22 protein-coding genes and 1 tRNA gene are annotated in these 23176 nt (G+C 71.7%); 12 read left to right on the top strand and 11 right to left on the bottom strand.

Features of this window, described 5'->3' with window-relative positions; genetic code table 11:
- The first annotated feature begins 20 nt into the window (after window positions 1–20).
- Window positions 21–1589, top strand: coding sequence for a malate dehydrogenase (quinone) (mqo, locus tag Q6347_RS06320; RefSeq protein ID WP_304604336.1), 1569 nt, complete (start codon window positions 21–23; stop codon window positions 1587–1589).
- Window positions 1590–1650: 61 nt separating this feature from the next.
- On the opposite strand, the gene pntB is transcribed toward mqo, so the two are convergent.
- The 9 genes from pntB to paaI form a co-directional block, all read right to left on the bottom strand.
- Complete coding sequence (pntB, locus tag Q6347_RS06315) at window positions 1651–3057, bottom strand: Re/Si-specific NAD(P)(+) transhydrogenase subunit beta (protein ID WP_304604337.1); 1407 nt, start codon at window positions 3055–3057, stop codon at window positions 1651–1653.
- Complete coding sequence (locus Q6347_RS06310; protein ID WP_304606944.1) at window positions 3054–4655, bottom strand: Re/Si-specific NAD(P)(+) transhydrogenase subunit alpha; 1602 nt, start codon at window positions 4653–4655, stop codon at window positions 3054–3056. The genes pntB and Q6347_RS06310 overlap by 4 nt, the downstream gene beginning before the upstream one ends.
- A gap of 160 nt (window positions 4656–4815) precedes the next feature.
- Window positions 4816–5253, bottom strand: coding sequence for a DUF1801 domain-containing protein (locus Q6347_RS06305; RefSeq protein WP_304604339.1), 438 nt, complete (start codon window positions 5251–5253; stop codon window positions 4816–4818).
- A gap of 4 nt (window positions 5254–5257) precedes the next feature.
- Entirely contained in the window at window positions 5258–6628 is a 1371-nt protein-coding gene (locus Q6347_RS06300) for an NAD-dependent succinate-semialdehyde dehydrogenase (RefSeq protein WP_171247906.1), read from the bottom strand.
- A gap of 11 nt (window positions 6629–6639) precedes the next feature.
- On the bottom strand, window positions 6640–7893 hold the full coding sequence (gene doeA / locus Q6347_RS06295; RefSeq protein ID WP_171247905.1) for an ectoine hydrolase: 1254 nt from the start codon (window positions 7891–7893) through the stop codon (window positions 6640–6642).
- A 17-nt stretch (window positions 7894–7910) separates the two neighbouring features.
- The gene (locus Q6347_RS06290) at window positions 7911–9155 is read right to left on the bottom strand and encodes an aspartate aminotransferase family protein (protein WP_304606943.1); all 1245 of its coding nucleotides are present in this window, start codon (window positions 9153–9155) and stop codon (window positions 7911–7913) included.
- Window positions 9156–9415: 260 nt separating this feature from the next.
- A complete protein-coding gene (locus Q6347_RS06285; RefSeq protein ID WP_304604341.1) occupies window positions 9416–10039 on the bottom strand; it encodes a TetR/AcrR family transcriptional regulator in 624 nt (207 codons plus the stop codon).
- A 68-nt stretch (window positions 10040–10107) separates the two neighbouring features.
- On the bottom strand, window positions 10108–11412 hold the full coding sequence (locus tag Q6347_RS06280; RefSeq protein ID WP_304606942.1) for an AMP-binding protein: 1305 nt from the start codon (window positions 11410–11412) through the stop codon (window positions 10108–10110).
- A 46-nt stretch (window positions 11413–11458) separates the two neighbouring features.
- The gene (gene paaI, locus Q6347_RS06275) at window positions 11459–11929 is read right to left on the bottom strand and encodes a hydroxyphenylacetyl-CoA thioesterase PaaI (RefSeq protein WP_304604343.1); all 471 of its coding nucleotides are present in this window, start codon (window positions 11927–11929) and stop codon (window positions 11459–11461) included.
- A gap of 185 nt (window positions 11930–12114) precedes the next feature.
- On the opposite strand from paaI, the gene paaA reads away from it, so the two are divergent.
- From paaA to paaZ, 11 genes are all read left to right on the top strand, one after another.
- Entirely contained in the window at window positions 12115–13083 is a 969-nt protein-coding gene (gene paaA / locus Q6347_RS06270; RefSeq protein WP_304606941.1) for a 1,2-phenylacetyl-CoA epoxidase subunit PaaA, read from the top strand.
- Between the two features lie 40 nt (window positions 13084–13123).
- Window positions 13124–13429 (top strand): 1,2-phenylacetyl-CoA epoxidase subunit PaaB, encoded by a 306-nt coding sequence (gene paaB / locus Q6347_RS06265; protein WP_171247900.1) that lies wholly within the window; start codon window positions 13124–13126, stop codon window positions 13427–13429.
- Window positions 13426–14250 (top strand): 1,2-phenylacetyl-CoA epoxidase subunit PaaC, encoded by an 825-nt coding sequence (gene paaC, locus Q6347_RS06260; protein WP_304604345.1) that lies wholly within the window; start codon window positions 13426–13428, stop codon window positions 14248–14250. The genes paaB and paaC overlap by 4 nt, the downstream gene beginning before the upstream one ends.
- Entirely contained in the window at window positions 14247–14756 is a 510-nt protein-coding gene (gene paaD / locus Q6347_RS06255; protein ID WP_171247898.1) for a 1,2-phenylacetyl-CoA epoxidase subunit PaaD, read from the top strand. Before paaC ends, paaD begins: the two co-directional genes overlap by 4 nt.
- 27 nt (window positions 14757–14783) lie before the next feature.
- The gene (paaE, locus tag Q6347_RS06250) at window positions 14784–15893 is read left to right on the top strand and encodes a 1,2-phenylacetyl-CoA epoxidase subunit PaaE (RefSeq protein ID WP_304606940.1); all 1110 of its coding nucleotides are present in this window, start codon (window positions 14784–14786) and stop codon (window positions 15891–15893) included.
- A 24-nt stretch (window positions 15894–15917) separates the two neighbouring features.
- Window positions 15918–16706 carry an enoyl-CoA hydratase/isomerase family protein gene (locus Q6347_RS06245; protein ID WP_304604347.1) on the top strand — a complete coding sequence of 263 codons (789 nt, stop codon included), beginning with the start codon at window positions 15918–15920 and terminating at the stop codon, window positions 16704–16706.
- A gap of 86 nt (window positions 16707–16792) precedes the next feature.
- The gene (locus tag Q6347_RS06240) at window positions 16793–17149 is read left to right on the top strand and encodes a hotdog fold thioesterase (RefSeq protein WP_304604472.1); all 357 of its coding nucleotides are present in this window, start codon (window positions 16793–16795) and stop codon (window positions 17147–17149) included.
- 94 nt (window positions 17150–17243) lie between these two features.
- Entirely contained in the window at window positions 17244–18449 is a 1206-nt protein-coding gene (locus Q6347_RS06235) for a thiolase family protein (RefSeq protein WP_304606939.1), read from the top strand.
- On the top strand, window positions 18446–19219 hold the full coding sequence (locus Q6347_RS06230; protein ID WP_304606938.1) for an enoyl-CoA hydratase/isomerase family protein: 774 nt from the start codon (window positions 18446–18448) through the stop codon (window positions 19217–19219). The genes Q6347_RS06235 and Q6347_RS06230 overlap by 4 nt, the downstream gene beginning before the upstream one ends.
- Window positions 19216–20109, top strand: a complete 894-nt coding sequence (locus Q6347_RS06225) for a 3-hydroxyacyl-CoA dehydrogenase family protein (RefSeq protein WP_304606937.1) — start codon at window positions 19216–19218, stop codon at window positions 20107–20109. The genes Q6347_RS06230 and Q6347_RS06225 overlap by 4 nt, the downstream gene beginning before the upstream one ends.
- 30 nt (window positions 20110–20139) lie before the next feature.
- A complete protein-coding gene (gene paaZ, locus Q6347_RS06220; protein WP_304606936.1) occupies window positions 20140–22173 on the top strand; it encodes a phenylacetic acid degradation bifunctional protein PaaZ in 2034 nt (677 codons plus the stop codon).
- Between the two features lie 176 nt (window positions 22174–22349).
- Here the strand turns inward: paaZ and Q6347_RS06215 are convergent.
- Together Q6347_RS06215 and Q6347_RS06210 are read right to left on the bottom strand one after the other, a co-directional pair.
- Window positions 22350–22422, bottom strand: a tRNA-Ala gene (locus Q6347_RS06215).
- Window positions 22423–22488: 66 nt separating this feature from the next.
- A complete protein-coding gene (locus Q6347_RS06210; RefSeq protein ID WP_304604352.1) occupies window positions 22489–23175 on the bottom strand; it encodes a histidine phosphatase family protein in 687 nt (228 codons plus the stop codon).
- Window position 23176 lies beyond the last annotated feature (1 nt).

Below are 23176 nucleotides of genomic sequence, written 5' to 3'. Positions count from 1 at the left end.
CAACGACCTAGCATGGCCCGGTGACTTCGCGCGAAACAGCCCCCCGCCAGCGGCCCTCGGACGCCGTCGACGTCGTCCTCGTCGGCGGCGGCATCATGAGCGCCACCCTCGGAACCCTGATCCAGCAGCTCGAGCCGACCTGGTCGATCCGCATCATCGAGCGGCTCGACGACGTGGCGCTGGAGTCGTCGAACCCGTGGAACAACGCGGGTACCGGCCACGCCGCCCTGTGCGAGCTGAACTACACCTCGGAGAAGCCCGACGGCACCGTCGACATCTCCAAGGCGGTGCAGATCAACGAGCAGTTCGAGACCTCCCGCGAGCTCTGGCAGCACCTGCTCGCCACCGGCCAGCTCGCCGACCAGTCCTTCATCCAGCGCACCCCGCACATGACCTTCGTGCGCGGGGCCGAGAACGTGGAGTTCCTGCGCCGGCGGCACGCGACCATGACCGCGCACCCGCTGTTCCGCGACATGGAGTTCTCCACCGACCGCGCCGAGATCGCCCGCTGGACCCCGCTGCTGACCGAGGGCCGCGACGCCGACGAGCCCGTCGCCGCCACCCGGTCCGTGGCCGGCACCGACGTGGACTTCGGCAACCTCACCCGCCAGCTCGTCGACAACCTGGTGCGCCACGGCGCCGAGCTGCAGCGGCAGCACGAGGTGACCTCCCTGAAGCGGACCAAGGACCGTCGCTGGCGGCTCAAGGTGAAGGACCGGTCGTGGAACGCCCCGCGCCGCACCTCCACCGTGACCGCCCGGTTCGTCTTCGTGGGCGCCGGCGGCGGGGCTCTCCCCCTGCTCCAGTCCGCGGGCATCCCCGAGATCAAGGGCTTCGGCGGCTTCCCGATCTCCGGGGAGTTCCTGCGCACCGACAACCCCGAGATCGTCGCCCGCCACCACGCCAAGGTCTACGGCAAGGCCGACGTCGGCGCCCCGCCGATGTCCGTGCCGCACCTCGACACCCGCGTGGTCGACGGCAAGAGCTACCTGATGTTCGGTCCCTACGCCGGCTTCAGCCCCAAGTACCTCAAGCAGGGCAAGTACCTCGGGCTGATCACCTCGCTGCGCGCCCACAACATCACCTCGATGCTCGGCGCCGGCCTGAAGAACATCGACCTGACCCAGTACCTGCTCGGCCAGCTCGCCGCGGCGCCGGAGTCGAAGTTCCACTCCCTGCAGCAGTTCATGCCGACCGCGCACCCCAAGGACTGGGAGAAGATCACCGCGGGCCAGCGTGTCCAGGTGATCAAGCGCGACGCCGACGGCAAGGGCGTCCTGCAGTTCGGCACCGAGGTCGTCTCGGCCGCCGACGGCTCCATCGCCGGTCTGCTGGGTGCGTCGCCGGGGGCGTCCACCGCGGTCTCGGCGATGGTCGACGTGCTCGACCGCTGCTTCCCGGAGGAGTTCCCCTCCTGGCGTCAGCAGCTCGCCGCGATGATGCCCAGCCTCGACGGCGTCCCCGCCGACGCCCGCGAGATCGACACCACCGCCAGCGCCGCGGACGAGCCCGCGGCCGGGCTGCCGGAGCCGGTCGACGGCGTGCTGCCCGCCAGCGTCTACGAGTCCCGGGCGGACTCCCGCTCCTGACGGCGGTCGCCCGACGGCCCGGTGCCGGCCCCGCGACGGGCCGGCACCGGGCCGTCGTCGTTCACAGCTCCTGGATGATCCGCTCGACCTGCTCCTTGGCGTCGCCGAAGATCATCGCCGTGTTCTCCCGGAAGAACAACGGGTTCTGCACCCCGGCGTACCCGGTGGCCATCGAGCGCTTGAACACCACGACGTCACGCGCCTGCCACACCTCGAGCACCGGCATGCCGGCGATCGGCGAGCCCGGGTCCTCCTGCGCGGCCGGGTTGACGGTGTCGTTGGCGCCGATGACCAGCACCACGTCGGTCGTGGTGAAGTCGCTGTTGATCTCCTCCATGCTCAGGACCACGTCGTAGGGCACCTTGGCCTCGGCCAGCAGCACGTTCATGTGGCCGGGCAGACGGCCCGCGACGGGGTGCACACCGAACCGGACGTTCACCCCACGGTCCCGCAGCTTGTCGGTCAGGTCCGCCACCGGGTACTGGGCCTTGGCCACGGCCATGCCGTACCCCGGCACGATGACCACGGAGGTCGCGTTCGTCAGCTGCTGGGCGACGTCCGCCGCGTACGTCTCCCGGTGCTCACCCTCGACCCCGGCGGCCGCCGGGCTGCCCGGCTCGGCGCCGAAGCCGCCGAGGATGACGGAGACGAACGACCGGTTCATCGCCCGGCACATGATGTAGGACAGGATCGCACCGGAGGATCCCACCAGGGCGCCGGTGATGATCAGCAGGTCGTTGCCCAGCATGAAACCGGCGGCCGCGGCGGCCCAGCCCGAGTACGAGTTGAGCATCGAGACCACGACGGGCATGTCGCCGCCGCCGATCGAGGCGACCAGGTGCCAGCCGAGGGCCAGGGCGATCACCGTCATGAGGACCAGCGCGGTCAGGGCCGCACCGTCGGCACCGGAGCCCGAGGCCGTGAGGAACCACGCCAGCAGCCCGGCAGAGGTGACCACCATCAGCAGGTTGAGCCAGTGCCGGCCGGGGAGCATCAGCGGAGCCGACCGGATCCGCGCCGACAGCTTGAGGTTGGCGACGATCGACCCCGTGAACGTCACGGCGCCGATGAGCACGCCGAGGAAGACCTCGACGAGATGGACCGTGTCGGACTGCGGCTCGGACAGGTACGAGCCGAAGCCCACGAGCACCGCCGCGAGTCCGACGAAGGAGTGCAGCAGCGCGATGAGCTCGGGCATCTGGGTCATCTCGACCCGACGGACCCGCCAGGTGCCGACGGCGGCCCCGACGACGAGGACCGCCAGGATGAGCCCGGCGGTGACCTGCCAGGGGCGTGCGGAGGTCTCCAGCGCGAGGGCGACGGTGGCGACCAGCGCCAGAGCCATGCCGATCATGCCGAGGACGTTGCCGCGGCGCGCCGACTCCTGCTGCGACAGCCCCGCGAGGGAGAGGATGAACAGCACGCCGGCGACGACGTAGGTGGCCTGCACGGCCGAGAGCACGGTCATCGGGTCGCCTCCCCGGTCGGCGCGGTCACGTGCGGGGCGGGCGCCCCCTTGCGGAACATCCGGATCATCCGGTTCGCGACGAGGAAGCCGCCGAACACGTTGATGCTCGCGACCGCGGCGGCCACGACCGCCAGCCCGGTGACGAGCCAGTCGTCCGTGCCGATCTGCAGCAGGGCACCGACGAGGATGATGCCGCTGATGGCGTTCGTCTGCGCCATCAACGGGGTGTGCAGGGCGTGCGTGACCGCCGAGATCACGTAGAAGCCCACCACGACCGCCAGCGCGAACACCGTGAAGTGACCCACGGACTCCGGCGGCGAGGCGGCGATCGCGAGACCACCGACGACGGCACCCAGCCCGGCCAGGGCGGTGCGCCGGACCCGGCGACGGCGGCGCCGGGCGGCGAGCTCCTCCGGGTCGGGCCCGGGAACCGGCTCGGGAGCCGGCTGCCTGGCGGGCGCCGCCGGTGCCGCCGAGACCTGGACGGGTGGCGGCGGCCAGAGCACCTCGCCCTCGCGGCACACCGTCATACCGCGGATGACGACGTCCTCGAGGTCGACCACCGGGCGACCGTCCTTGGCGGGGGTCATCAGCGTCAGCAGGTTGACGATGTTGGTGCCGATGAGCTGGGAGGTGTGCTGCGGCATCCGCCCGGGCAGGTCGGTGTAGCCCAGGACGATCACGCCGTTGTCGCTGACGACCCGCTCCCCCGGCACCGTGAGCTCGCAGTTGCCGCCTCCCGGCGCGGCGAGGTCGACGATCACCGATCCGGGCTTCATGGCGGCCACCATCGCCGCGGTGATGGTCGTGGGTGCCGTCCCGCGCACCAGGGCGGTGGTGATGACCACGTCGGCCCCCGCGGACTCCGCGGCGTACATCGCCTGCGTCGCGGCCTCCTGGTCGGAGGTCAGCTCGCGGGCGTACCCGTCGCTGCTGACCTCCTGCGCCGTGCCCTCGGCCTGGACGAACGTCGCACCGAGCGACTCGATCTGCTCCCCGACCTCGGGGCGGACGTCGAAGGCGCGCACCTTCGCGCCCAGCGAGGAGGCGGTACCGATCGCGGCGAGCCCCGCGACCCCCGCACCGATGACGAAGACCGTCGCCGGCGGCGTGGTCCCGGCGGCCGTCACCTGTCCCGTGAACATGCCCCCGAACTCCTCGGCGGCCTCCACCACGGACCGGTAGCCGGCGACGTTCGACTGCGCGGAGAGCACGTCCAGCGCCTGGGCCCGCGAGATGCGCGGGACGGCGTCCAGGGCGAGGGCGGTCACGTGCCGCTCGGCCAGCGCGTCGACGAGCTCCGGGTGGGTGGCCGGTCCGATCTGGGAGATCAGCACGGCGCCGGGTCGCAACAGCTCGAGCTCCGGTGGGGCCGGCGCGTTGACGCAGGTGACGACGTCGGACCCCCAGACCTCCTCCCGGCCGGCGATCCGCGCACCGGACTCGACGTAGGCGCGGGTGGGCATGCTCGCCCGCTCGCCGGCTCCGGACTCGACGAGCACGTCGTAACCGAGCGCGGTCAGACGCTGGACGGTCGCGGGGGTGGCGGCGACCAGCCGCTCACCGTCGCGCGACTCCCGAGGGACACCGATCTGCACGAGGCTCGAACCTCCTTTGGTCGAGGACACGAGCAACCTACCGGGTCTGAGGCCTGACCACGAGGGACCACCCACGGAGCGAGACGCCGCGCCCACCGGTCGGCACGCACCCGGGGCGGCGTGCGCCCGACGGCTCGTCGTCCCGGGCCCCGCACGGACGTCACGCCGTCGGCGGCGTCCCCTCGTCGAGCGTGCGCCCGGCGTGCGCGAGCATCTCGCGCAGCACCGCCTCGTCGAGGTCGTCGAGACGGGCGAACGAGATGCTCGCCGCCCCGACCTTCGCACGCCCGAGCCGGTCGGCGTACCGCCGACCCAGGTAGGCGCCGTCCTCGACGGCGTTGACGTACAGGCTCAGGTGCCGCTTCTGCTGGGCGAGGCCGACCAGGAACCACTCGACGTCCGCACCGCGCGGGCGCGGCTGGACGATGTCGCCGTAGCCGATGATCACCTGCTCGGTGCCGCCCCAGAACACGCCCCGCCACAGGGACCGGGAGAGCCCGGGCAGCACGTCCCGCACGACGGCGTCGGTGCGTGCCAGGTCAGGGGCCACGTCGTCGCCGTGCAGGTACGCGTCGACGTCCTCGGCAGTGCGGCGCACGGGCTCAGTCCTGCCGCGGCCCCACCCACACCTGCTGGACGTTGACGAACTCCCGGATGCCGTGCGGGCCGAGCTCGCGCCCGTAGCCCGACCGCTTGACGCCTCCGCTGGGCAGCCGCGGATCCGTCTTGACGATGCCGTTGACCGCGACCTGTCCGGCCTCGATCCGCCGGGCCATCGCCACGCCGCGCTCCGCCGTCGACCAGACGCTGGCCGCCAGCCCGTACTCGGTGCGGTTGGCCATCGCCAGCGCCTCCTCCGCGTCCGGGGCCTCCATGACCACCATCACCGGCCCGAAGGTCTCCTCCCGGCAGGCGGTCATGCCCTCGGTGACGTCGGCCAGCATCGTCACGGGGTAGAACCAGCCGTCCCCCTCGGGCAGCTCGCCGCCGAGCAGCAGCCGCGCCCCGGCGTCGACGGTCTCCGTCACCTGGCGGTGCAGCGTCTCGCGCAGGTCCTCGCGGGCGATGGGCCCGACGTCGGTGGACTCCTCGGCCGGGTCCCCGACGGTGAGCCGTGCCAGCCGCTCGCGCAGCTTGTCGACCATCTGCGGGTACACCGCGCTCTCCACGATGATGCGCTTCGCGGCGATGCAGGACTGCCCGGCGTTGATGATCCGGGACAGCGCCACCGTGTCCGCCGCGGCGTCCAGGTCGGCGTCCGCGAGCACCAGGCAGGGGTCCGAACCGCCCAGCTCCAGCACCGTCGGCTTGATCTCCGCCGCCGCCGTGCTCGCGACCGCGGCCCCGCCGCGGGCCGACCCGGTGAAGGACACGGCGTGCACGCGCGGGTCGCGGATGACCGCCTCCACCTGCGGGGTCTCCAGCGGCAGGTTCTGGAAGACACCGTCCGGGGCACCGACCTGCGTGAACACGTCCGCGATCGCGGCCGCGCAGCCCGGGACGTGCGGGTCGTGCTTCATCACGCAGGTGTTGCCGGCCATGAGCGCCGGGGCGGCGAACCGGGACCACAGCCAGAAGGGCGCGTTCCACGGCAGCACGCCGAGCACGGTGCCGAGCGGCAGGTGCTGCACGTAGCTCGTGCTGGCGTCCGAGGGGAGCATCTCGTCCGCCAGGTAGTCGGCCCCGTGGTCGGCGTAGTGGTCGAAGCACAGCGCCGCCTTGGCGACCTCGCCGCGCGCCTCGCCGACGGGCTTGCCCATCTCCTCGGTCATGAGGGGCGCCAGCTCGTCGACGTGCTGACGCAGGTAGGTCGCCACGGCGTGCAGGACCTCCGCCCGCCGGTCGAAGGTCAACCGTCCCCACCCGACGGCGGCGTCCGCGGCCGCGGCGAGGATCTCCTCCACCTTCTCGGGGCCGGCCGGCTCGACCTCGCGGATGACCTTGCCCGTGCTCGGGTCGATCGCAGTGAGCATCGAGACTCCTCTCAGGCGACTTCGGGTCGGATCGGGGTGGTGTTGTCCAGGGCGTCGGACCGTTCCTCGCCGGACTCGGCGTCGCGGGCTCCGGCTCCCCGGTCGGGCTTCACGGTGAAGTCCTCGTCGAGGGTGAAGAAGGACTCGCACCCCCGGTCGGTGACGTAGACGGTGTCCGAGATGCCGACGGTCTTGTCCCCGTCGACGCCCCACATCCACGGGATGATGTGGAAGGTCATGCCCTCGCGCAGGATCGTCGGGTTGCCCTGGTTGAGGCTGGCGATGTAGCCCTCGTCCCAGCTCGGCGGGAACGCGATCCCGATGGAGTACCCGGAGCGGGTGATGAGACGGGCCCCGACGTGGTTGTCCGTGATCACGCTGCGCACGATGTTGTCCGCGTCGGAGACCGTGATCCCCGGACGGATCGCCTTCTTCACCTCCGCCAGCGCCGTCTTCATCCGGTGCTGCGCCGCCGCCAACGACGGTGAGAGGTCGTCGAGCACAGCCGTGCGCATCATGGCCGTGTGGTAGCGCCGGAAGCAGCCGCCGACCTCAAGGAAGACGTGCTCGCCCGGCTGGACGACGCGGCCCTCCCAGGTGGCGTGGCCGATCATGCTGCGCGGTCCGGAGGCGACGTACGGCATGACGGCGGGGAACTCGCCCCCGGCACGGAACATCGCGGCGCTGATCTCCGCGGCGATCTCGTTCTCCGTCACCCCGGGCGCGCAGGCCTCCAGCCCGGCCTGCATGCCGACCTCGGTGGCCCGGGCGGCCTTCCTCATGATCTCGATCTCGGCCGGGGACTTGGTCACGCGACCCTCCTCGACGATGCCGAAGCAGTCGAGCAGGCGCCCCTCGGTGAGCGAGGTGTGGATGTAGTCCTGGTGATAGGCCGGGAAATAGTAGCTGTTGCGTTCGTACCCGATGTCCTTGGTGTGCAACCCGAATTCCCGCAGCGACTGCACAAGGCTCTGAATCGCGTCGCCGGTGTCCGGATAAGGGCGGGTCAGCTCGACCCACGTGCGCGCATAGACGTTCGACTCCTCCATGCTCCGCGTGATCATGAAGGGTTCCTCGGTCAACGGGACCACGAGCGCCTGGAAGAACGAATATCCCGTCGTCTGATAGTCGGTGAGATACATCAGGTTCTCGGGATCGGTGATCACGACGGCGTCCAGGAGCCGGTCGGCCATCCGTCGGCGCAGGTCACCCAGGCGCCGCTCGTACTCCTCGAACGGGAACGTCATGTCGTCGCGCTGCTTCACACCGGCCTCCAGGGTGGTCAGATGGTGCTGTGGACGGCCTTGGCGAGGATCTCGAGGCCCTCGTCCAGGTCGGCGTCCGGGATCGTCAACGGCGGGATGAGCTTGAGCACGCGTCCCCCGGTCCCGCATGGACCGATGAGCAGTCCGTCGTCGAAGCACTTCTTGGCGATGGCCTTGGCGAGCGCGCCGTCACCGATGTCGAGACCCTGCATCATGCCGCGGCCGCGGACCTCGAAGCGTCCGTCCGAGCCTGCGGCGAGGTCGTCCAGGACAGCCGTCATGGTCTCGCGCTTCGCCACGACCTGGTTCATCAGCTCGTCGTCGTCGAAGTACTCCAGCGCGACCCTGCCCGCCACGAAGGACAGCCCCTGGCCGCGGAACGTGCCGGTGTGCTCACCGGGTGACCAGTGGGCGTCGAGCTCGGGCTTGTTGAGGTTCATGGCGATCGGGGTCCCGTACCCGCCGAGGCCCTTCGCCAGCGTGATGATGTCCGGGTCGAGCCCCATGCCGTCGAAGCTGAAGTAGCTGCCGGTCCGGCCGCAGCCGGTCTGGATGTCGTCCACGATGAACAGGGCGCCCACGTCGTGGGCGAGGCGCTGGACCTCGCGCAGCCACTCCGCGCTCGCGACGTGCACGCCGCCCTCGGCCTGGATCGTCTCGACGACGAAGGCCGCCGGCGGGAGCAGGCCGCTCGAGGAGTCCTCCAGGAGCGCACGGAAGTCGGCGAGCTGCTGGACGCCGCCGCCGGGCGCCGTCTCGAACGGCAGCCGCACGACGTTCTCGAGCGGCACCCCCGCCGCGGCGCGGAAGTAGTCGTTGGCGGTCAGCGCCAGGGAGCCGAGCGTCATGCCGTGGAAGCCGTTGCTGAACGCCACCACGTCGCGGCGTCCGGTCACGCGTCGCGCGAGCTTGAGCGCGGCCTCGACGGCGTTGGTGCCCGTCGGTCCCATGAACTGCATCTTCATGGTCATGTCGCGCGGGGCGAGCACCGTGGCGGCGAACTTCTCGATGAAGTCCCGTTTGGTCGTGGTCGCCATGTCGAGGCTGTGCGCGACGCCGTCCGCCTCGAGGAAATCGATCATCGCGCGCTTCATGCGCGGGTTGTTGTGCCCGAAGTTGAGCACGCCGGCGCCCGCGAAGAAATCGAGATAACTACGTCCCGATTCGTCGACCTGACGCGCATTGGATGCCGAGGCAAAAACAGTCGGGTATGCCCGGCTGTAGCCACGGATCTCGGATTCCCACTTCTCGAACGCCTCCATGGACCATCTCTACGCGACCCCCCAGGGGGTGTCAAGAGGTCCGAAGTCCGCCGGGTAACAACTCTGTTTCCGCCGGATTCGCGGGCTCGTCGACGGGGTCGTCGACCGTCGGGCTCCCGGTGCGCACAGGGGTGCGACCGGCGCCGTCGACCTCGCCACCGAGGCCGGGTCCGCCCCGGCCCGTCGAGCGCGGCCGCGCGTCGTCGGCCGGCGCGATCACGCCCGCTCCCGCACCGTCCCGACGTGTCGGGCACCCATGGTCATCGGAAGTCCGTCTCGTCCAGGCGCAGACCCGTGCGCACGTAGGAGAGCAACGCGTCGGCCAACGCCTCGGGATCGATCGGCCCGTCCGGCCGGTACCACTCGACGAGTGAGTTGACGAGGCCGAAGGTGAAGCGTGCCGCGAGACCGGGATCGAGGTCGTCGCGGAGCGACCCCTCGTCACGCGCGGCCTCGAACGTCCCCCGGAGCCGCGCCGTGAGGACACGCCGACGCTCCAGCGCCCTCAGCTCCACGTCGGAGTTGCCGTGCAGGCGGAGCAGCAGCGTGAGGTACTGCCGTCGTTCGCAGGCGACGAGCACCGCGTGCCGCACGATGTAGCCGATCCGGGACACCGCGTCGCCCGGCTGGGACTCGGCCTCGTCGAACACCCGCTCGAGCTCGCCCAGGGCTCGCTCCAGGGCGATCTCCAGCATCTCCGCCTTCGACGAGAAGTGGTAGTACACCGCCGACTTCGAGAGCCCCAGCCGTCTCGCGATCATCTCGAGCGACGAGGCGTCGTAGCCGTGGTCGGTGAACACCTGCACGATGACCTCGAGCATGCTGTTCCGGTCGTGGCCGGGCCTCCCCCGGCGGGGCGCTCCGCGCACGTCGGCGCTCTCCACCTGGCGAACCTCCCCTTCCGCGCGCTTCGCGGCACCCTGACGGACCGGGCCGGCGCCGGTCGCCCACGTTACCGCAGGTCGTACAGCCGCTTGAGCTTGCCCTGGGAGCGCGGCAACGTCCCGGTCCCGACCAGCTCCACCCCGAGCGTCGTCCCGACCCGGTCCTTGATCCGCTGCTGGAGCAGCAGCAACCCCTCCTCGGCCTCCCGCGGCGCAGCCCCGTCCCGTGCCTCGATCTTCACCGTGAGGTGGTCCATCCTCCCCCTCGTCGTGAGCTCGAGGACGAAGTGGGACGTGAGGTCCGGGATCTCGCAGACGATCTCCTCGACCTGCGTGGGGAAGAGATTGACCCCTCGCAGGATGATCATGTCGTCGTTCCGGCCGGTGATCCGCGCGATCCTCCGGTGCGCGGGTCGCGCGGTGCCGGGGTGCAGCGACGTGAGGTCCCGCGTCCGGTAGCGGATCATCGGGAAGGCTTCCTTGGTCAGCGTCGTGAGGACGAGCTCCCCCGTCGTCCCGTCGGGCAGGGGCCGCAGGTTCTCGTCGAGCACCTCGGGCAGGACGTGGTCCTCCCAGAGGTGCGGCCCGTCCTGCGTCTCGGCACACTCGTTGCCGACGCCCGGTCCCAGGATCTCGGAGAGTCCGTAGATGTCGACGGCCGTGAGGTCCAGGCGATCCTCGAGCTGGCGCCGCATCGAGTCGGTCCACGGCTCGGCGCCACAGATCGCGACCTTGAGGCTGGTGTCCCGCGGGTCGAGCCCGGCCTCCTCGAAGGCGTCGGCGATCGTCAGCAGGTAGCTGGGGGTGCACATGATCGCGTCCGGTTCGAAGTCGCGGATGAGCTGCACCTGCTTCTCCGTCTGGCCGCCCGACATCGGGACCACCGTGCAGCCGAGCCTCTCGATGCCGGCGTGAGCACCGAGACCGCCCGTGAACAGCCCGTAGCCGTACGCGTTGTGCACCGTCCACCCGGGACGCACGCCCGAGGCGTACAGCGAGCGGGCGACGAGACTCGCCCAGTGGTCCAGGTCGTTCTCGGTGTAGCCGACGACGGTCATCCTCCCGGTCGTGCCGGACGACGCATGGACGCGGCGCACCTGGTCCCTCGGCACGGCGAAGAGCCCGAACGGGTAGTGGTCGCGCAGGTCGTCCTTCGTCGTGACGGGCAGCTTCACGATGTCGCCGAGCTCGCGGACGTCGCCGGGGGCGACGCCGGCCTCGTCGAGCTTCCGCCGGTAGAAGGGCACGTTCTCGTAGGCGTGGCGCACCGTCCACCGGAGACGCTCGAGCTGCAGCGCCTCCAGCTCGGCGCGGTCGAGGCGTTCCTCGGCGTGCAGTCCCACCTGGTCGGTGAGGCTCTGGATCGCGGGCATGGCTCTTCCTCGCAGGGTGGGTCGGGTCGGGCGACGGCAGGACCGGTCAGGAGGCCGGCGGCGCGGGGCGATCGGTGGCGAAGGACCGACCGCGGAACTCGGCGACCACGTCGCCGCGCTGGTCGGCCACGGTGACGTCGTAGAGGCCGTTGCGCCCCCGGAGCCAGCGCCGCTCGGCGGTGGCGGTGAGCACGTCACCGGACCGGCTCGCCCTCGTGAAGACGATGTCGGCCCCCGAAGCGACGACCGGCGTCGCCCCCTCGTTGCACGCATAGGCGAACGCCGTGTCCGCGAGGGCGAAGACCATGCCGCCGTGCGTGATCCCGAATCCGTTCACCATCCCCTGGCCGACGCGCATGGACAGCACCGCGCGGCCGCGCTCGAGCACCTCGACACGGATGCCGAGGGCGTCCTTCGCGGGGTCGTCCTGGAACATCGCCGTCGCCGACCACGTGGGATCGACCTCGATCGCGTCGTCGGCACGTCCGCTCGTCGGGGGGTTCGTCGTCGAACTCATCTGCGCTCCGTTGCGTGGGCCGTGGTGGGAGCCCGCCGTCCTGCTTCGTTGCGGCTCCGCCCGATCCGTGGCTATGCTCAATGAACGGTCGGTAAGTAATTCCTGGCCGGAACCGTACCACCCCTCCCCACCGGCGGGAGAGGGCCGACGACGGCCCCGGGGACCCTGACGCAAGGAGGCAGCAGATGGTCACGACCACGGCCGAGCTCGCCGAGGACGAGGACGGACGGGCTCGCTTCGACGCGCTCATCGCGGCGGACCAGCGCATCGAGCCGCGCGACTGGATGCCGGACAAGTACCGCAGGACCCTCGTCCGGCAGATCTCGCAGCACGCCCACTCCGAGATCATCGGCATGCAGCCGGAGGCGAACTGGATCACCCGAGCGCCGAGTCTCAAGCGCAAGGCGATCCTCATGGCGAAGGTCCAGGACGAGGCCGGGCACGGGCTGTACCTCTACGCGGCGGCCCAGACGCTCGGCATCTCGCGCGAGGAGATGACCGCGCAGCTGATCGAGGGCCGGGCCCGCTACTCCTCGATCTTCAACTACCACACGCCGACGTGGGCGGACATGGGGGCGATCGGATGGCTCGTCGACGGGGCCGCCATCTGCAACCAGGTGCCGCTCTGCCGCGCCTCCTACGGGCCCTACGGCCGGGCGATGGTGCGCATCTGCAAGGAGGAGTCGTTCCACCAGCGTCAGGGCTTCGAGATCCTCTACGAGCTCGCCCACGGCACACCCGAGCAGAAGCAGATGGCCCAGGACGCGGTGGACCGCTGGTACTGGCCGTCGCTCATGATGTTCGGCCCCAGTGACGACGCCTCCCCGAACTCGGCGCAGTCGATGGCCTGGAACATCAAGCGGTTCTCCAACGACGAGCTGCGCCAGCGCTTCGTCGGGATGTGCGTCCCCCAGTTCGAGGCCCTCGGCCTCGAGTGCCCGGACAAGGACCTCCGCTACGACGAGGAGACCGGCACCTGGATCACCGGCGAGATCGACTGGGACGAGTTCGCCGCCGTGCTCGACGGCCGCGGCCCGGCGAACGCCGCACGGCTGCGTCACCGCCGGGAGGCGCACGACGACGGAGCGTGGGTCCGCGAGGCGGCCGCCGAGTACGCCCGCAAGCAGCATGACAGCGAGCGCGTCGCGGTCTGAGCAGCGACCGCCCGCCCCATGGACACCGAAGGAGACGAGGATGCCGACACCGGGTGAGACGGGAACCGAGGCATGGCCCCTGTGGGAGGTGTTCGTCCGCGCGAACCGCGGGCTGAGCCACGTCCACGCCGGGTCGCTGCACGCGCCCGACGAGGCGATGGCGCTGCGCAACGCCCGCGACCTGTACACGCGGCGCAGCGAAGGGGTGTCGATCTGGGTGGTGCCCGCCGCCGCGATCACCACGAGCGACCCCGACGCGAAGGGCGCCTTCTTCGAGTCGCCGGCCGGGAAGAACTACCGCCACGCGGTCTACTACACCCGCGCGGAGGGGGTGAAGCACCTGTGAGCGAGCACAGCGGGGCGCACGGTGACGTGAGCGTCGACGAGCTGACCCTTGCCGAGGAGCTGCTGGGCTCCGGCGCCACGGCGACGCCCCCGGTGGCGGAGTACGCGATGCGGCTGGGGGACGACGCCCTGATCCTCTCCCAGCAGCTCGGCGGGTGGATCTCTCGCGCGCCCGAGCTCGAGGAGGACCTGGCGCTCGGCAACATCGCGCTCGACCTCATCGGCCATGCGCGCGCGTTGCTGCGCTACGCCGGCACGGCGTCGGGCCGCTCGGAGGACGACCTCGCGTTCTGGCGGGACGAGCCCGAGTTCCGCAGCTGCTGGCTGGTGGAACAGCCCAACGGCCACTTCGGCGACACGATCGCCCGACAGTTCCTCTTCTCGGCCTACCAGGTCGAGCTCTACCACGCGCTGGCGACGAGCACGGACCCGTCGCTCGGCGCGATCGCCGGCAAGGCCGAGCGCGAGGTGGCGTACCACCTCGACCACGCCGCGCAGTGGATGCTGCGGCTCGCGGGCGGCACGGAGGAGTCGCGGGGCAGGATCACCGTGTCGCTGGGCGACCTGTACCCGTACGTGGACGAGCTCTTCGAGGACGACGAGCTCACCGACCGTCTCGCCGGTGTCGCACCGCGGCCCTCCTCGCTGCGAGCCGGCTTCGACCGCACCGTCGCCTCCGTGCTGGCGGAGGCAGACCTGGAGACTCCCGCGGTGAAGCCGGCTCGCGGGGACGGGCGCCGTGGCGGGCACACGGCGTCGATGGGCTACCTGCTCGCGGAGATGCAGTGGCTGGCCCGCCGCCACCCCGGAGCCACCTGGTGACGGGCACCCGACCTCACGAGCCCGCCGCGGCCCGCGTGTGGGACATCGCCGCGGAGGTCCTGGACCCGGAGGTGCCCGTCCTGACGATCGAGGACCTCGGGGTGCTCAGGACGGCCGAGGCCGACGAGCGAGGGGCCGTCCGGGTCGTGCTCACCCCCACGTACTCGGGCTGTCCCGCGATCGACCAGATGCGCGACGACGTCCGCTCCCGGCTCCGGGCCGCGGGCTACGAGCAGGTCGTGGTCGAGTACACCCTCGCCCCGGCCTGGTCGACCGACTGGATGAGCGAGGCCGGCAAGCGCAAGCTCGCCGACTACGGGATCGCGCCACCGGACTTCCGCGCCGCCTCGCGCAGGGGTCCGGTTCTCGTGCAGCTCTCGGTCAGGTGCCCGCGCTGCGGCTCGACCCGCACCCGTGAGGTCGCCCGCTTCGGCTCGACGTCGTGCAAGGCGCTCCACGAGTGTCTCGACTGCCTCGAACCCTTCGACTACTTCAAGGTCCACTGATCTCGCACGAGTCCCGGAAGGGAAACCATGGCCACCACCACCGTCGGTGCGAAGAAGCGCGCGACGTTCCACGAGCTCCGTGTCGCCGAGGTGCGGCGTCTCACCGGCACGAGCGTGGAGGTCACCTTCGAGGTGCCCGAGGAGCTCGCTGACGCGTACCGCTACCTCGCCGGGCAGTACCTCGCCCTGCGCACGACGATCAATGGCGAGGACGTGCGGCGTTCCTACTCCATCTGCCGGCCACCTGCCGACGGCCGCATCTCCGTGGCCGTCAAGCGCGACCACGGCGGGCTCTTCTCCACCTGGGCCAACGACGAGCTCCGCGCCGGCGACACGCTGCAGGTGATGACCCCGCAGGGTGCGTTCACCTCGAACCTCACGGAGCTCGACGGGCGGCACGTCGTCGGGATCGCGGCGGGGTCGGGCATCACACCCGTCATCACGATGGCGCACCAGGTGCTGCAGCACAGCGCGACGAGCCGCTTCGACCTGCTGTTCACGAACCGCTCGTCCCACGACGTGATGTTCGTCGAGGAGCTCGCCGACCTCAAGGACCGGTACCCCCGGCGCTTCGCGATCCACCACGTGCTCTCGCGCGAGCAGCGGTCGGCCCCGATCATGTCGGGACGCCTCGACGAGGAGCGGCTGCGCACGATCCTGACCTCGGTCGTGCCCGTCGAGATGGCGGACGAATGGGTGCTGTGCGGCCCCTTCGAGCTCGTCCAGCTGTGTCGCGACCTCCTCGACGGGTACGGGGTGGACGCCGCGCACGTGCGCTACGAGCTGTTCACGACCGGCGAGCCCGGCGCCCCGTCCACCCGCCCGCGTCCCGTCGAGGTCCGGGCCGGCGAGAGGACGGTCACCGTCGACATCAACCTCGACGGGACCTCGGCGTCGGTCGAGAGCCCCCTCAGCGCGAACGAGACGATCCTGAACGCGGCGCTCCGCGTGCGCCCGGACGCACCCTTCGCCTGCACGGGCGGCGTGTGCGGCACGTGCCGGGCCCGCGTCCTGGAGGGGTCCGTGACGATGACCGAGAACTACGCGCTCGAGCCCGACGAGGTCGAGAACGGCTACGTCCTCACCTGCCAGTCGCACCCGCAGTCCGACCACGTGGCCGTCGACTACGACGCCTGACCCGAGAGAAGGTACCGACCGATCATGATCACCCTGTCGATCGCCGACGACGTGGCCGAGGTCGTCCTCGACGCACCCACCCGCCTCAACGCCCTCGGGCCCGACGACGTGCGCGAGCTCTCCGCCGCCTACACGCAGGCGGCGGAGGCCGGCGTGCGCGCACTGGTCCTGCGTGGCGAGGGCCGCGCGTTCTGCGCGGGCCGGGACATCTCGGGGGTCGACCCGCGCGAGGACGACGTGCTCGGGTACCTGGAGGGGCTGATCCAGCCGCTGCTCGAGCAGATGAGCGCGTTCCCCGCCCCCACCTTCGCCGCCGCCCACGGAGCCTGCCTCGGCGTCGGTCTGGGACTGCTCGTCGCGAGCGACGTCGTGTACGTCGCCGACACGGCCAAGATCGGCAGCCCCTTCGCGAACCTCGGCGCGACGCTCGACTCCGGCGGTCACGCGCTGTTCCACGAGCGGCTCGGGGCGCACCGCACGCTCGACCTCGTCTACACCGGACGGCTGATGTCGGGGTCCGAGGCCGTGGCGGCGGGCCTGTTCTCCCGCGCGATGCCCGCCGACGAGGTGCTCGACACCACGCGTGCCGCGGCCGCGACAGCCGCCCGCGGGGCGACGCAGGCGTTCCTCGCGTCGAAGGCGCTCGTGCGCGAGCTGCGCGACCGCCGCGTCGGCCTGTGGGAGTCGATGTCCGCGGAGAACCGCGCGCAGGCCGCCCTGTGCGACACCGACGACTACCGCGAGGGCTTCGCCGCCTTCCAGGAGAAGCGCACGCCGGTGTTCACCGGCGGCGAGCGCGGCGGTGTCGCATGAGCACGGCGAGGGTGACGGACCCCGGGACCGCTCCGGTCGGCGCCGGCAACTGGGTCGCGGAGAACGGCTCGGGCGAGCTCGCCGACATGATGGGCATCGAGTTCCTCGAGTACACGGTCGAGCGGACCGTCGGGCGGATGCCCGTGCGCGGCAACCGCCAGACGGTGGGCTACCTGCACGGCGGGGCGTTCGTCGTCCTCGGCGAGTCGCTCGGGTCGATGGCCGCCAACCTCCATGCCGGCGCAGGACGCCTCGCCGTCGGCGTCGACGTCAACGCGACGCACACGCGATCGGCGACGGAGGGCTACGTCACGGGCGTGTGCACGCCCGTCCACCTGGGGCGTTCCCTCACCGTGCACGAGATCGTCGTCACCGACGACGACGGCCGGCGCTGCTGCACGATGCGCATCACCAATCTCGTCAAGGACGCGCCCGTCCCGTAGCGGTCCGCGCCGCACGGCCCGCTCGTCCCCCCCTCACCGAAACGCTCGGTCGCCCCCGCGGGGTGACACCGCGCAGACAGGAAGGTCCATCCCCATGCCCGAGGCATATCTCGTCGACGGGGTCCGCACACCGGTCGGCCGGTACGGCGGAGTGCTCGCCGGCGTCCGCCCGGACGACCTGGCCGCGCTGGTGCTCGGCACGGTCCTCGAGCGGTCGGGCGTCCCCGCGGACGCGGTCGACGAGGTCGTCCTCGGCGCGGCCAACCAGGCCGGTGAGGACAACCGCAACGTCGCCCGCATGGCGGTGCTGCTCGCCGGACTGCCCGACTCGCTGCCCGGGTACACCGTCAACCGTCTCTGCGCGTCGGGCATGACCGCCGTCGCCAACGCCTCGCAGGCCATCCGTGCGGGTGACGCCGACCTCGTCGTCGCGGGCGGTGTCGAGTCGATGACCCGCGCGCCCTGGGTGCAGGAGAAGCCCGCCCGTGCCTGGGCCAAGCCGGGCGCACAGTTCGACACCTCGATCGGCTGGCGCTTCCCCAACCCCGTCCTCCTGAGGCGCGACAAGGCGACCTACTCGATGCCGGAGACCGCGGAGGAGGTCGCCCGCGTCGACGGCATCAGCCGCGCCGACGCGGACGCCTTCGCCGCGGAGAGCCACCGCCGCGCCGTCGCCGCGACCGAGGCCGGCCGCTTCACCGACGAGATCGTCCCGGTCAAGGCTCCGGCCGGCCGTGGGGAGACGCGGCTCGTCGACACCGACGAGGGCCCTCGTCCCGGCACGACCACCGAGGTGCTGGCGGGCCTGCCGCCCGTCGTCGCCGGCGGGAGCGTCGTCACCGCGGGCAACTCGTCGTCCCTCAACGACGGTGCCTCGGCACTCGTCGTCGCGAGCGGCGACGCCGTCGACAGGTACGGGCTCCGTCCGCGGGCGCGCATCCTCACGAGCGTGTCGGCCGCCCTCGCCCCCGAGATCATGGGCCTCGGCCCCGTGCCCGCGACGCAGAAGGCGCTCGAGCGCACGGGCCTGTCGCTCTCCGACATCGGCGCGGTCGAGCTCAACGAGGCCTTCGCCACCCAGTCACTGGCCACGATCCGCCGGCTCGGTCTCGACCCGGCCCTCGTCAACGCCGACGGCGGCGCGATCGCGCTGGGCCATCCCCTGGGCTCCTCGGGGTCGCGACTGCTCGTGACCCTGCTCGGCCGCATGGAGCGTGAGGGGTCCCGCTACGGCCTCGCCACCCTGTGCGTCGGCGTCGGCCAGGGGTCCGCCACCATCGTCGAGAGGATCGATCCGTGAGCCGAGCAACGACGGGCGTGGGACACCAGGCTCCCCTGAGGGTCGAGGACCGTGACACCCACGTGCTCGCGAGCCTCGACCGCCCCGAGAAGCGCAACGCGATCGACCAGGACCTGGTCGACGCCCTGCACGCGCTGTGCGCCGACCTCGAGGAGGAACCGCGCACGCTCGTGCTGCGCGGCGAGGGCGGCGACTTCGCCGCGGGCGCCGACATCGCGCAGCTGCGAGACCGACGAGCGGCAGATGCTCGTGACGGCATCAACACCCACGCCTTCCTGCGTGTCCGTGCCCTCCCGATGCCCGTGATCGCCGTGCTCGACGGCTTCGCGCTCGGCGGCGGCGCGGAGCTCGCCTACGCGGCCGACGTCCGCATCGGTACCCGCTCCCTGCGGATCGGCAACCCCGAGACCGGCCTCGGCATCATCGCCGCGGCCGGGGCGACGTGGCGCCTGCCGGAGCTCGTCGGTGAGCCCCTGGCGGCCGAGATGCTCCTGACAGGGCGTGTCCTCGACGGTGCCGAGGCGTTCGCCGCCGGGCTGGTCACCCAGCTGCACGACGACGGCGCCGCCGCGCTCGTGGCGGCCGAGGGCATGGCCGACCGGATCGCGAGACTCGATCCCGCAGCCCTGCAGGCGTCCAAGCGCGCGCTGCGAGCCCCGCGGAGCGAGCACCCCCAGGTGGATCTCGCGGAGCAGGCGATCCTCTTCGAGAGCCCCGAGAAGACGCGCCGCATGACCGAGTTCCTCGAGCGGAAGCAGCAGAGCAGATGACGACCGCACCCCGCCCCGCACCCCGGTCCCGCCCGGACGGCACGGTCCCCGCGCGCGTCGGCGTCCTCGGCGGTGGCCGCATGGGCGGCGGGATCGCCCACGCCTTCCTCCTCGCGGGGGCCTCCGTCACCGTCGTCGAGCGCGACGTCGAGTCGGCGGCGGGCGCACGAGCACGCATCGAGAGGAGCATCGACACCTCCCTCGCGCGGGGCTTCGACGGTGACGCCGCGGCACTGCGGCGGGCCCTCACCGTCGCCCCGGACATCGGTGCCTTCGGCGCCTGCCGGCTCGTGCTCGAGGCGGTACCGGAGTCGCTCGACCTGAAGCTCGAGGCCCTCGGCGAGATCGAGCGACAGCTTCCGGCCGACGCCGTGATCGCCTCGAACACCTCCTCGATCCCGCTCGCACAGCTCGCCGACGGGCTGGAGCGGCCCGAGCAGTTCATCGGACTGCACTTCTTCAACCCGGTGCCGGCCTCGACGCTGGTCGAGGTCGTCGTCCACGAGCGCAGCGGTCCCGGCCTGCCAGACCTGGCGCGCGGCTGGGTGCACGCGCTCGGCAAGACCCCGATCACCGTCACGGACGCGCCGGGCTTCGCCTCGAGCCGGCTCGGCGTCGCGCTCGCGCTCGAGGCCATCCGGATGGTGGAGCAGGGCGTCGCGAGCGCGCAGGACATCGACCTCGCCATGGAGCTCGGCTACCGGCACCCGACCGGCCCGCTCCGCACCACCGACCTCGTGGGCCTCGACGTCCGTCTCGGCATCGCCGAGCAGCTGGAGCGGGACCTCGGTGCTCGCTTCGCACCGCCGCAGCTGCTCCGCGACATGGTGGCCGCGGGCACGCTCGGCCGCAAGAGCGGCCGCGGCTTCTACGACTGGAACGACAGCTGACCGCGGCTCGGCCGCACGAACGGAGGACTGATGACGCGCACGTTGCAGAGCTATGTCGAGGACACCTGGTGGAGCCCCGCCACGAGCGCGACCGGCACCGAGGTGCGGGATGCCGCCACCGGCGAACCGGTCGCGATCGTGTCCAGCGAGGGCCTCGACCTCGCCGGCGCGATGGAGCACGCCCGCACCGTCGGCCAGGCGAGCCTCGGCCGGCTCACGTTCCACCAGCGCGCGGTGCTGCTCAAGAAGCTCGCGCTCGTCCTCACCGAGCGCAAGGCCGAGCTCTACGAGCTGTCCTCCCGCACGGGCGCGACGAAGTCCGACTCGTGGATCGACGTCGACGGCGGCATCGGGGTGCTGTTCACCTACTCCGGGAAGGGCAGGCGCGAGCTCCCGAACTCGACCGTGCAGCTCGACGGGCCGCTCGAGCCGCTCTCGAAGGACGGGTCGTTCCTGGGACGCCACGTCCGCACGGCCCTGCCGGGCGTCGTCGTGCAGATCAACGCGTTCAACTTCCCCGTCTGGGGTCCGCTCGAGAAGTTCGCCCCGGCCTTCCTCGCGGGCATGCCGACGATCGTCAAGCCCGCCACACCCGGCGCGTACCTGACCGAGCACATGGTGCGGATCCTCGTCGAGTCGGGTCTGCTGCCCCCGGGTTCGCTCCAGCTCGTCTCCGGCTCCGTCCGCGACGTCCTCGACCATGCCCGGCTCGGCGACGTCGTGGCCTTCACCGGCTCGGCGTCGACGGCCGACCTGCTCCGGCGCCACGACGCCGTCAGGTCCGGCGGCGTCGTCTTCGGCGCCGAGACCGACTCGATCAACGCCTCCGTGCTCGGCCCCGATGCGGTGGAGGGCACCGCCGAGTTCGACGCCTACGTGCGTCAGCTCGTCACCGAGATGACCGCGAAGGCGGGGCAGAAGTGCACCGCGATCCGCCGCGCGATCGTCCCCACGGCGAGCGCCGATGCCGTGGTCGAGGCCGTGCGACGGCGTCTCGAGGCGAAGGTCGTCGTGGGCGACCCCCGCGACGAAGGCGTCTCGATGGGCCCGCTGGCGTCGGTCGACCAGCGCGACGAGGTCCTGCGCCAGGTGCGCAGGCTCGCCGACGGCGGGGGGAAGATCGTGGTCGGTGACCAGCAGGAGGAGGGGCGTGACAGCGCCTTCCTCTCGCCGATCCTGCTGCGCTTCGAGGACGCCGAGGCCCCGCGGGTGCACGACACCGAGGCGTTCGGCCCGGTGTCCTCCGTGATCGCCTACGACACCCCCGAGCAGGCCGCGGAGCTCGTCGTGCGCGGCGGTGGCTCGCTCGTCACGAGCGTCGCCTCGGCCGACCCCGGGTTCGTCGCGACGCTGACGCGGCGAGTGGCCTCCGCCAACGGCCGGATCCTCGTGCTCGACGCCGCCGCGGCACGCTCCTCGACGGGGCACGGCTCTCCCCTGCCGATGCTCGTGCACGGCGGGCCCGGACGTGCCGGTGGCAGCGAGGAGCTCGGCGGCGTGCGCAGCGTCTTCCACTACATGCAGCGCACGGCGATCCAGGGCAGCCCCGAGATGCTCACGGCGATCACCGGCGTGTGGCACCCGGGCGCGGCGACCCGCGGCGACGCGCACCCGTTCCGGAAGTCGCTGGACGAGCTCCGCGTGGGCGACCAGGTGGTGTCGGAGGAGCGCGAGGTCACCCTCGACGACATCACCCACTTCGCCGAGTTCACGGGCGACACCTTCTACGCGCACACCGACGAGGAGGCGGCGGCCGCGAACCCGTTCTTCCCCGGACGGGTGGCCCACGGCTACCTGCTGCTCTCCTTCGCGGCGGGCCTGTTCGTCTCGCCCGAGCCCGGCCCCGTGCTCGCGAACTACGGACTCGAGAGCCTGCGTTTCACGACGCCGGTGTCCCCGGGGGACAGGATTCGCGTGGCGCTCACCGCCAAGCAGATCATCCCCCGCGAGACCGACGACTACGGCGAGGTGCACTGGGACGCCGTGCTGACCAACCAGGACGACGAGACCGTCGCCACCTACGACGTGCTCACGCTGGTCAGCAAGGACGGCCACGCGGCGTAGCGCGGGACGGCGCACGACGGGCCCCGGCGGAGACCAGCTCCGCCGGGGCCCGTCCTCGTCCTGCCGGCGGTGCGGCTCGTCCCCACCCTTCCGGCCCCGCTCCGACGGGCGCGGCGGCCCGCCCCGGGAACGACGAAGGCCGGCCCACCGTGATGGTGGACCGGCCTCGTACGACGTGGAGCTGAGGGGACTCGAACCCCTGACCCTCTGCATGCCATGCAGATGCGCTACCAGCTGCGCCACAGCCCCGTGAACCGACCGAAGGTCTGATTCGTGGAGTTCCGGGGGGCTTGCCCCCTCGGGAACGACGTTATCTTAGGCAGACTTCGGCTCAGGTTCCAAATCCGCGTGCGGGCCCGCCTGCCAGCGGTCCAGCGGGTAGCCGGCACCGACGTTGTGCGCCACCAGCCGCCACCCCGGGACCGCTCCGGGCGCGGATCGGTGCAGGTGGGACCAGTGCACGTTGTGCATGCCGGAGATCCCGCGCCATGCCGTCGCGTCCAGGTCGAGCAGTCCGGTGATGGCCAGCGAGATGGCTGCCCCGTGCGAGACCACGACGAGACACTCGTCACCGTCGAGCAGGTCGGCGTGGTCCCGGACCGCTGCGGTCGTCCGCGCGGCGACCTCGGCCTTCGTCTCGGCGTCCACGCCGCGGGGTTCCCCGCCGCGGCGCCACGTCGCGTACTCCTCGGGCCAGCGGTCGACGATCTCGTCCTGGGTCAGACCCTCCCACTGGCCGAAGGACCGTTCGCGCAGCCGCGGGTCGGTCTCGACCGGCAGGCCCATCAGCTCGGCGTAGGCGGCCGCGGTGTCGGCGGCCCGTTCGAGGTCCGAGGACACGACCCGCGCGGCACGGTGCGAGGTCGCCAGCGCGGTCGCGCCCTGCTCGGCCTGCCAGCGGCCGACCTCGTCCAGCGGGATGTCGACCTGGCCCTGCAGCCGCATGGTGGCGTTGTAGGCGGTCCGACCGTGCCGCAGCAGGACGACGGTGCGGGCGGTCATC

Source organism: Isoptericola sp. b408 (assembly GCF_030588085.1).
Taxonomy (GTDB): domain Bacteria; phylum Actinomycetota; class Actinomycetes; order Actinomycetales; family Cellulomonadaceae; genus Isoptericola; species Isoptericola sediminis.
The sequence above is the reverse complement of the archived record's forward strand: the minus strand, read 5'-3'. Positions and strand labels throughout refer to the sequence as shown.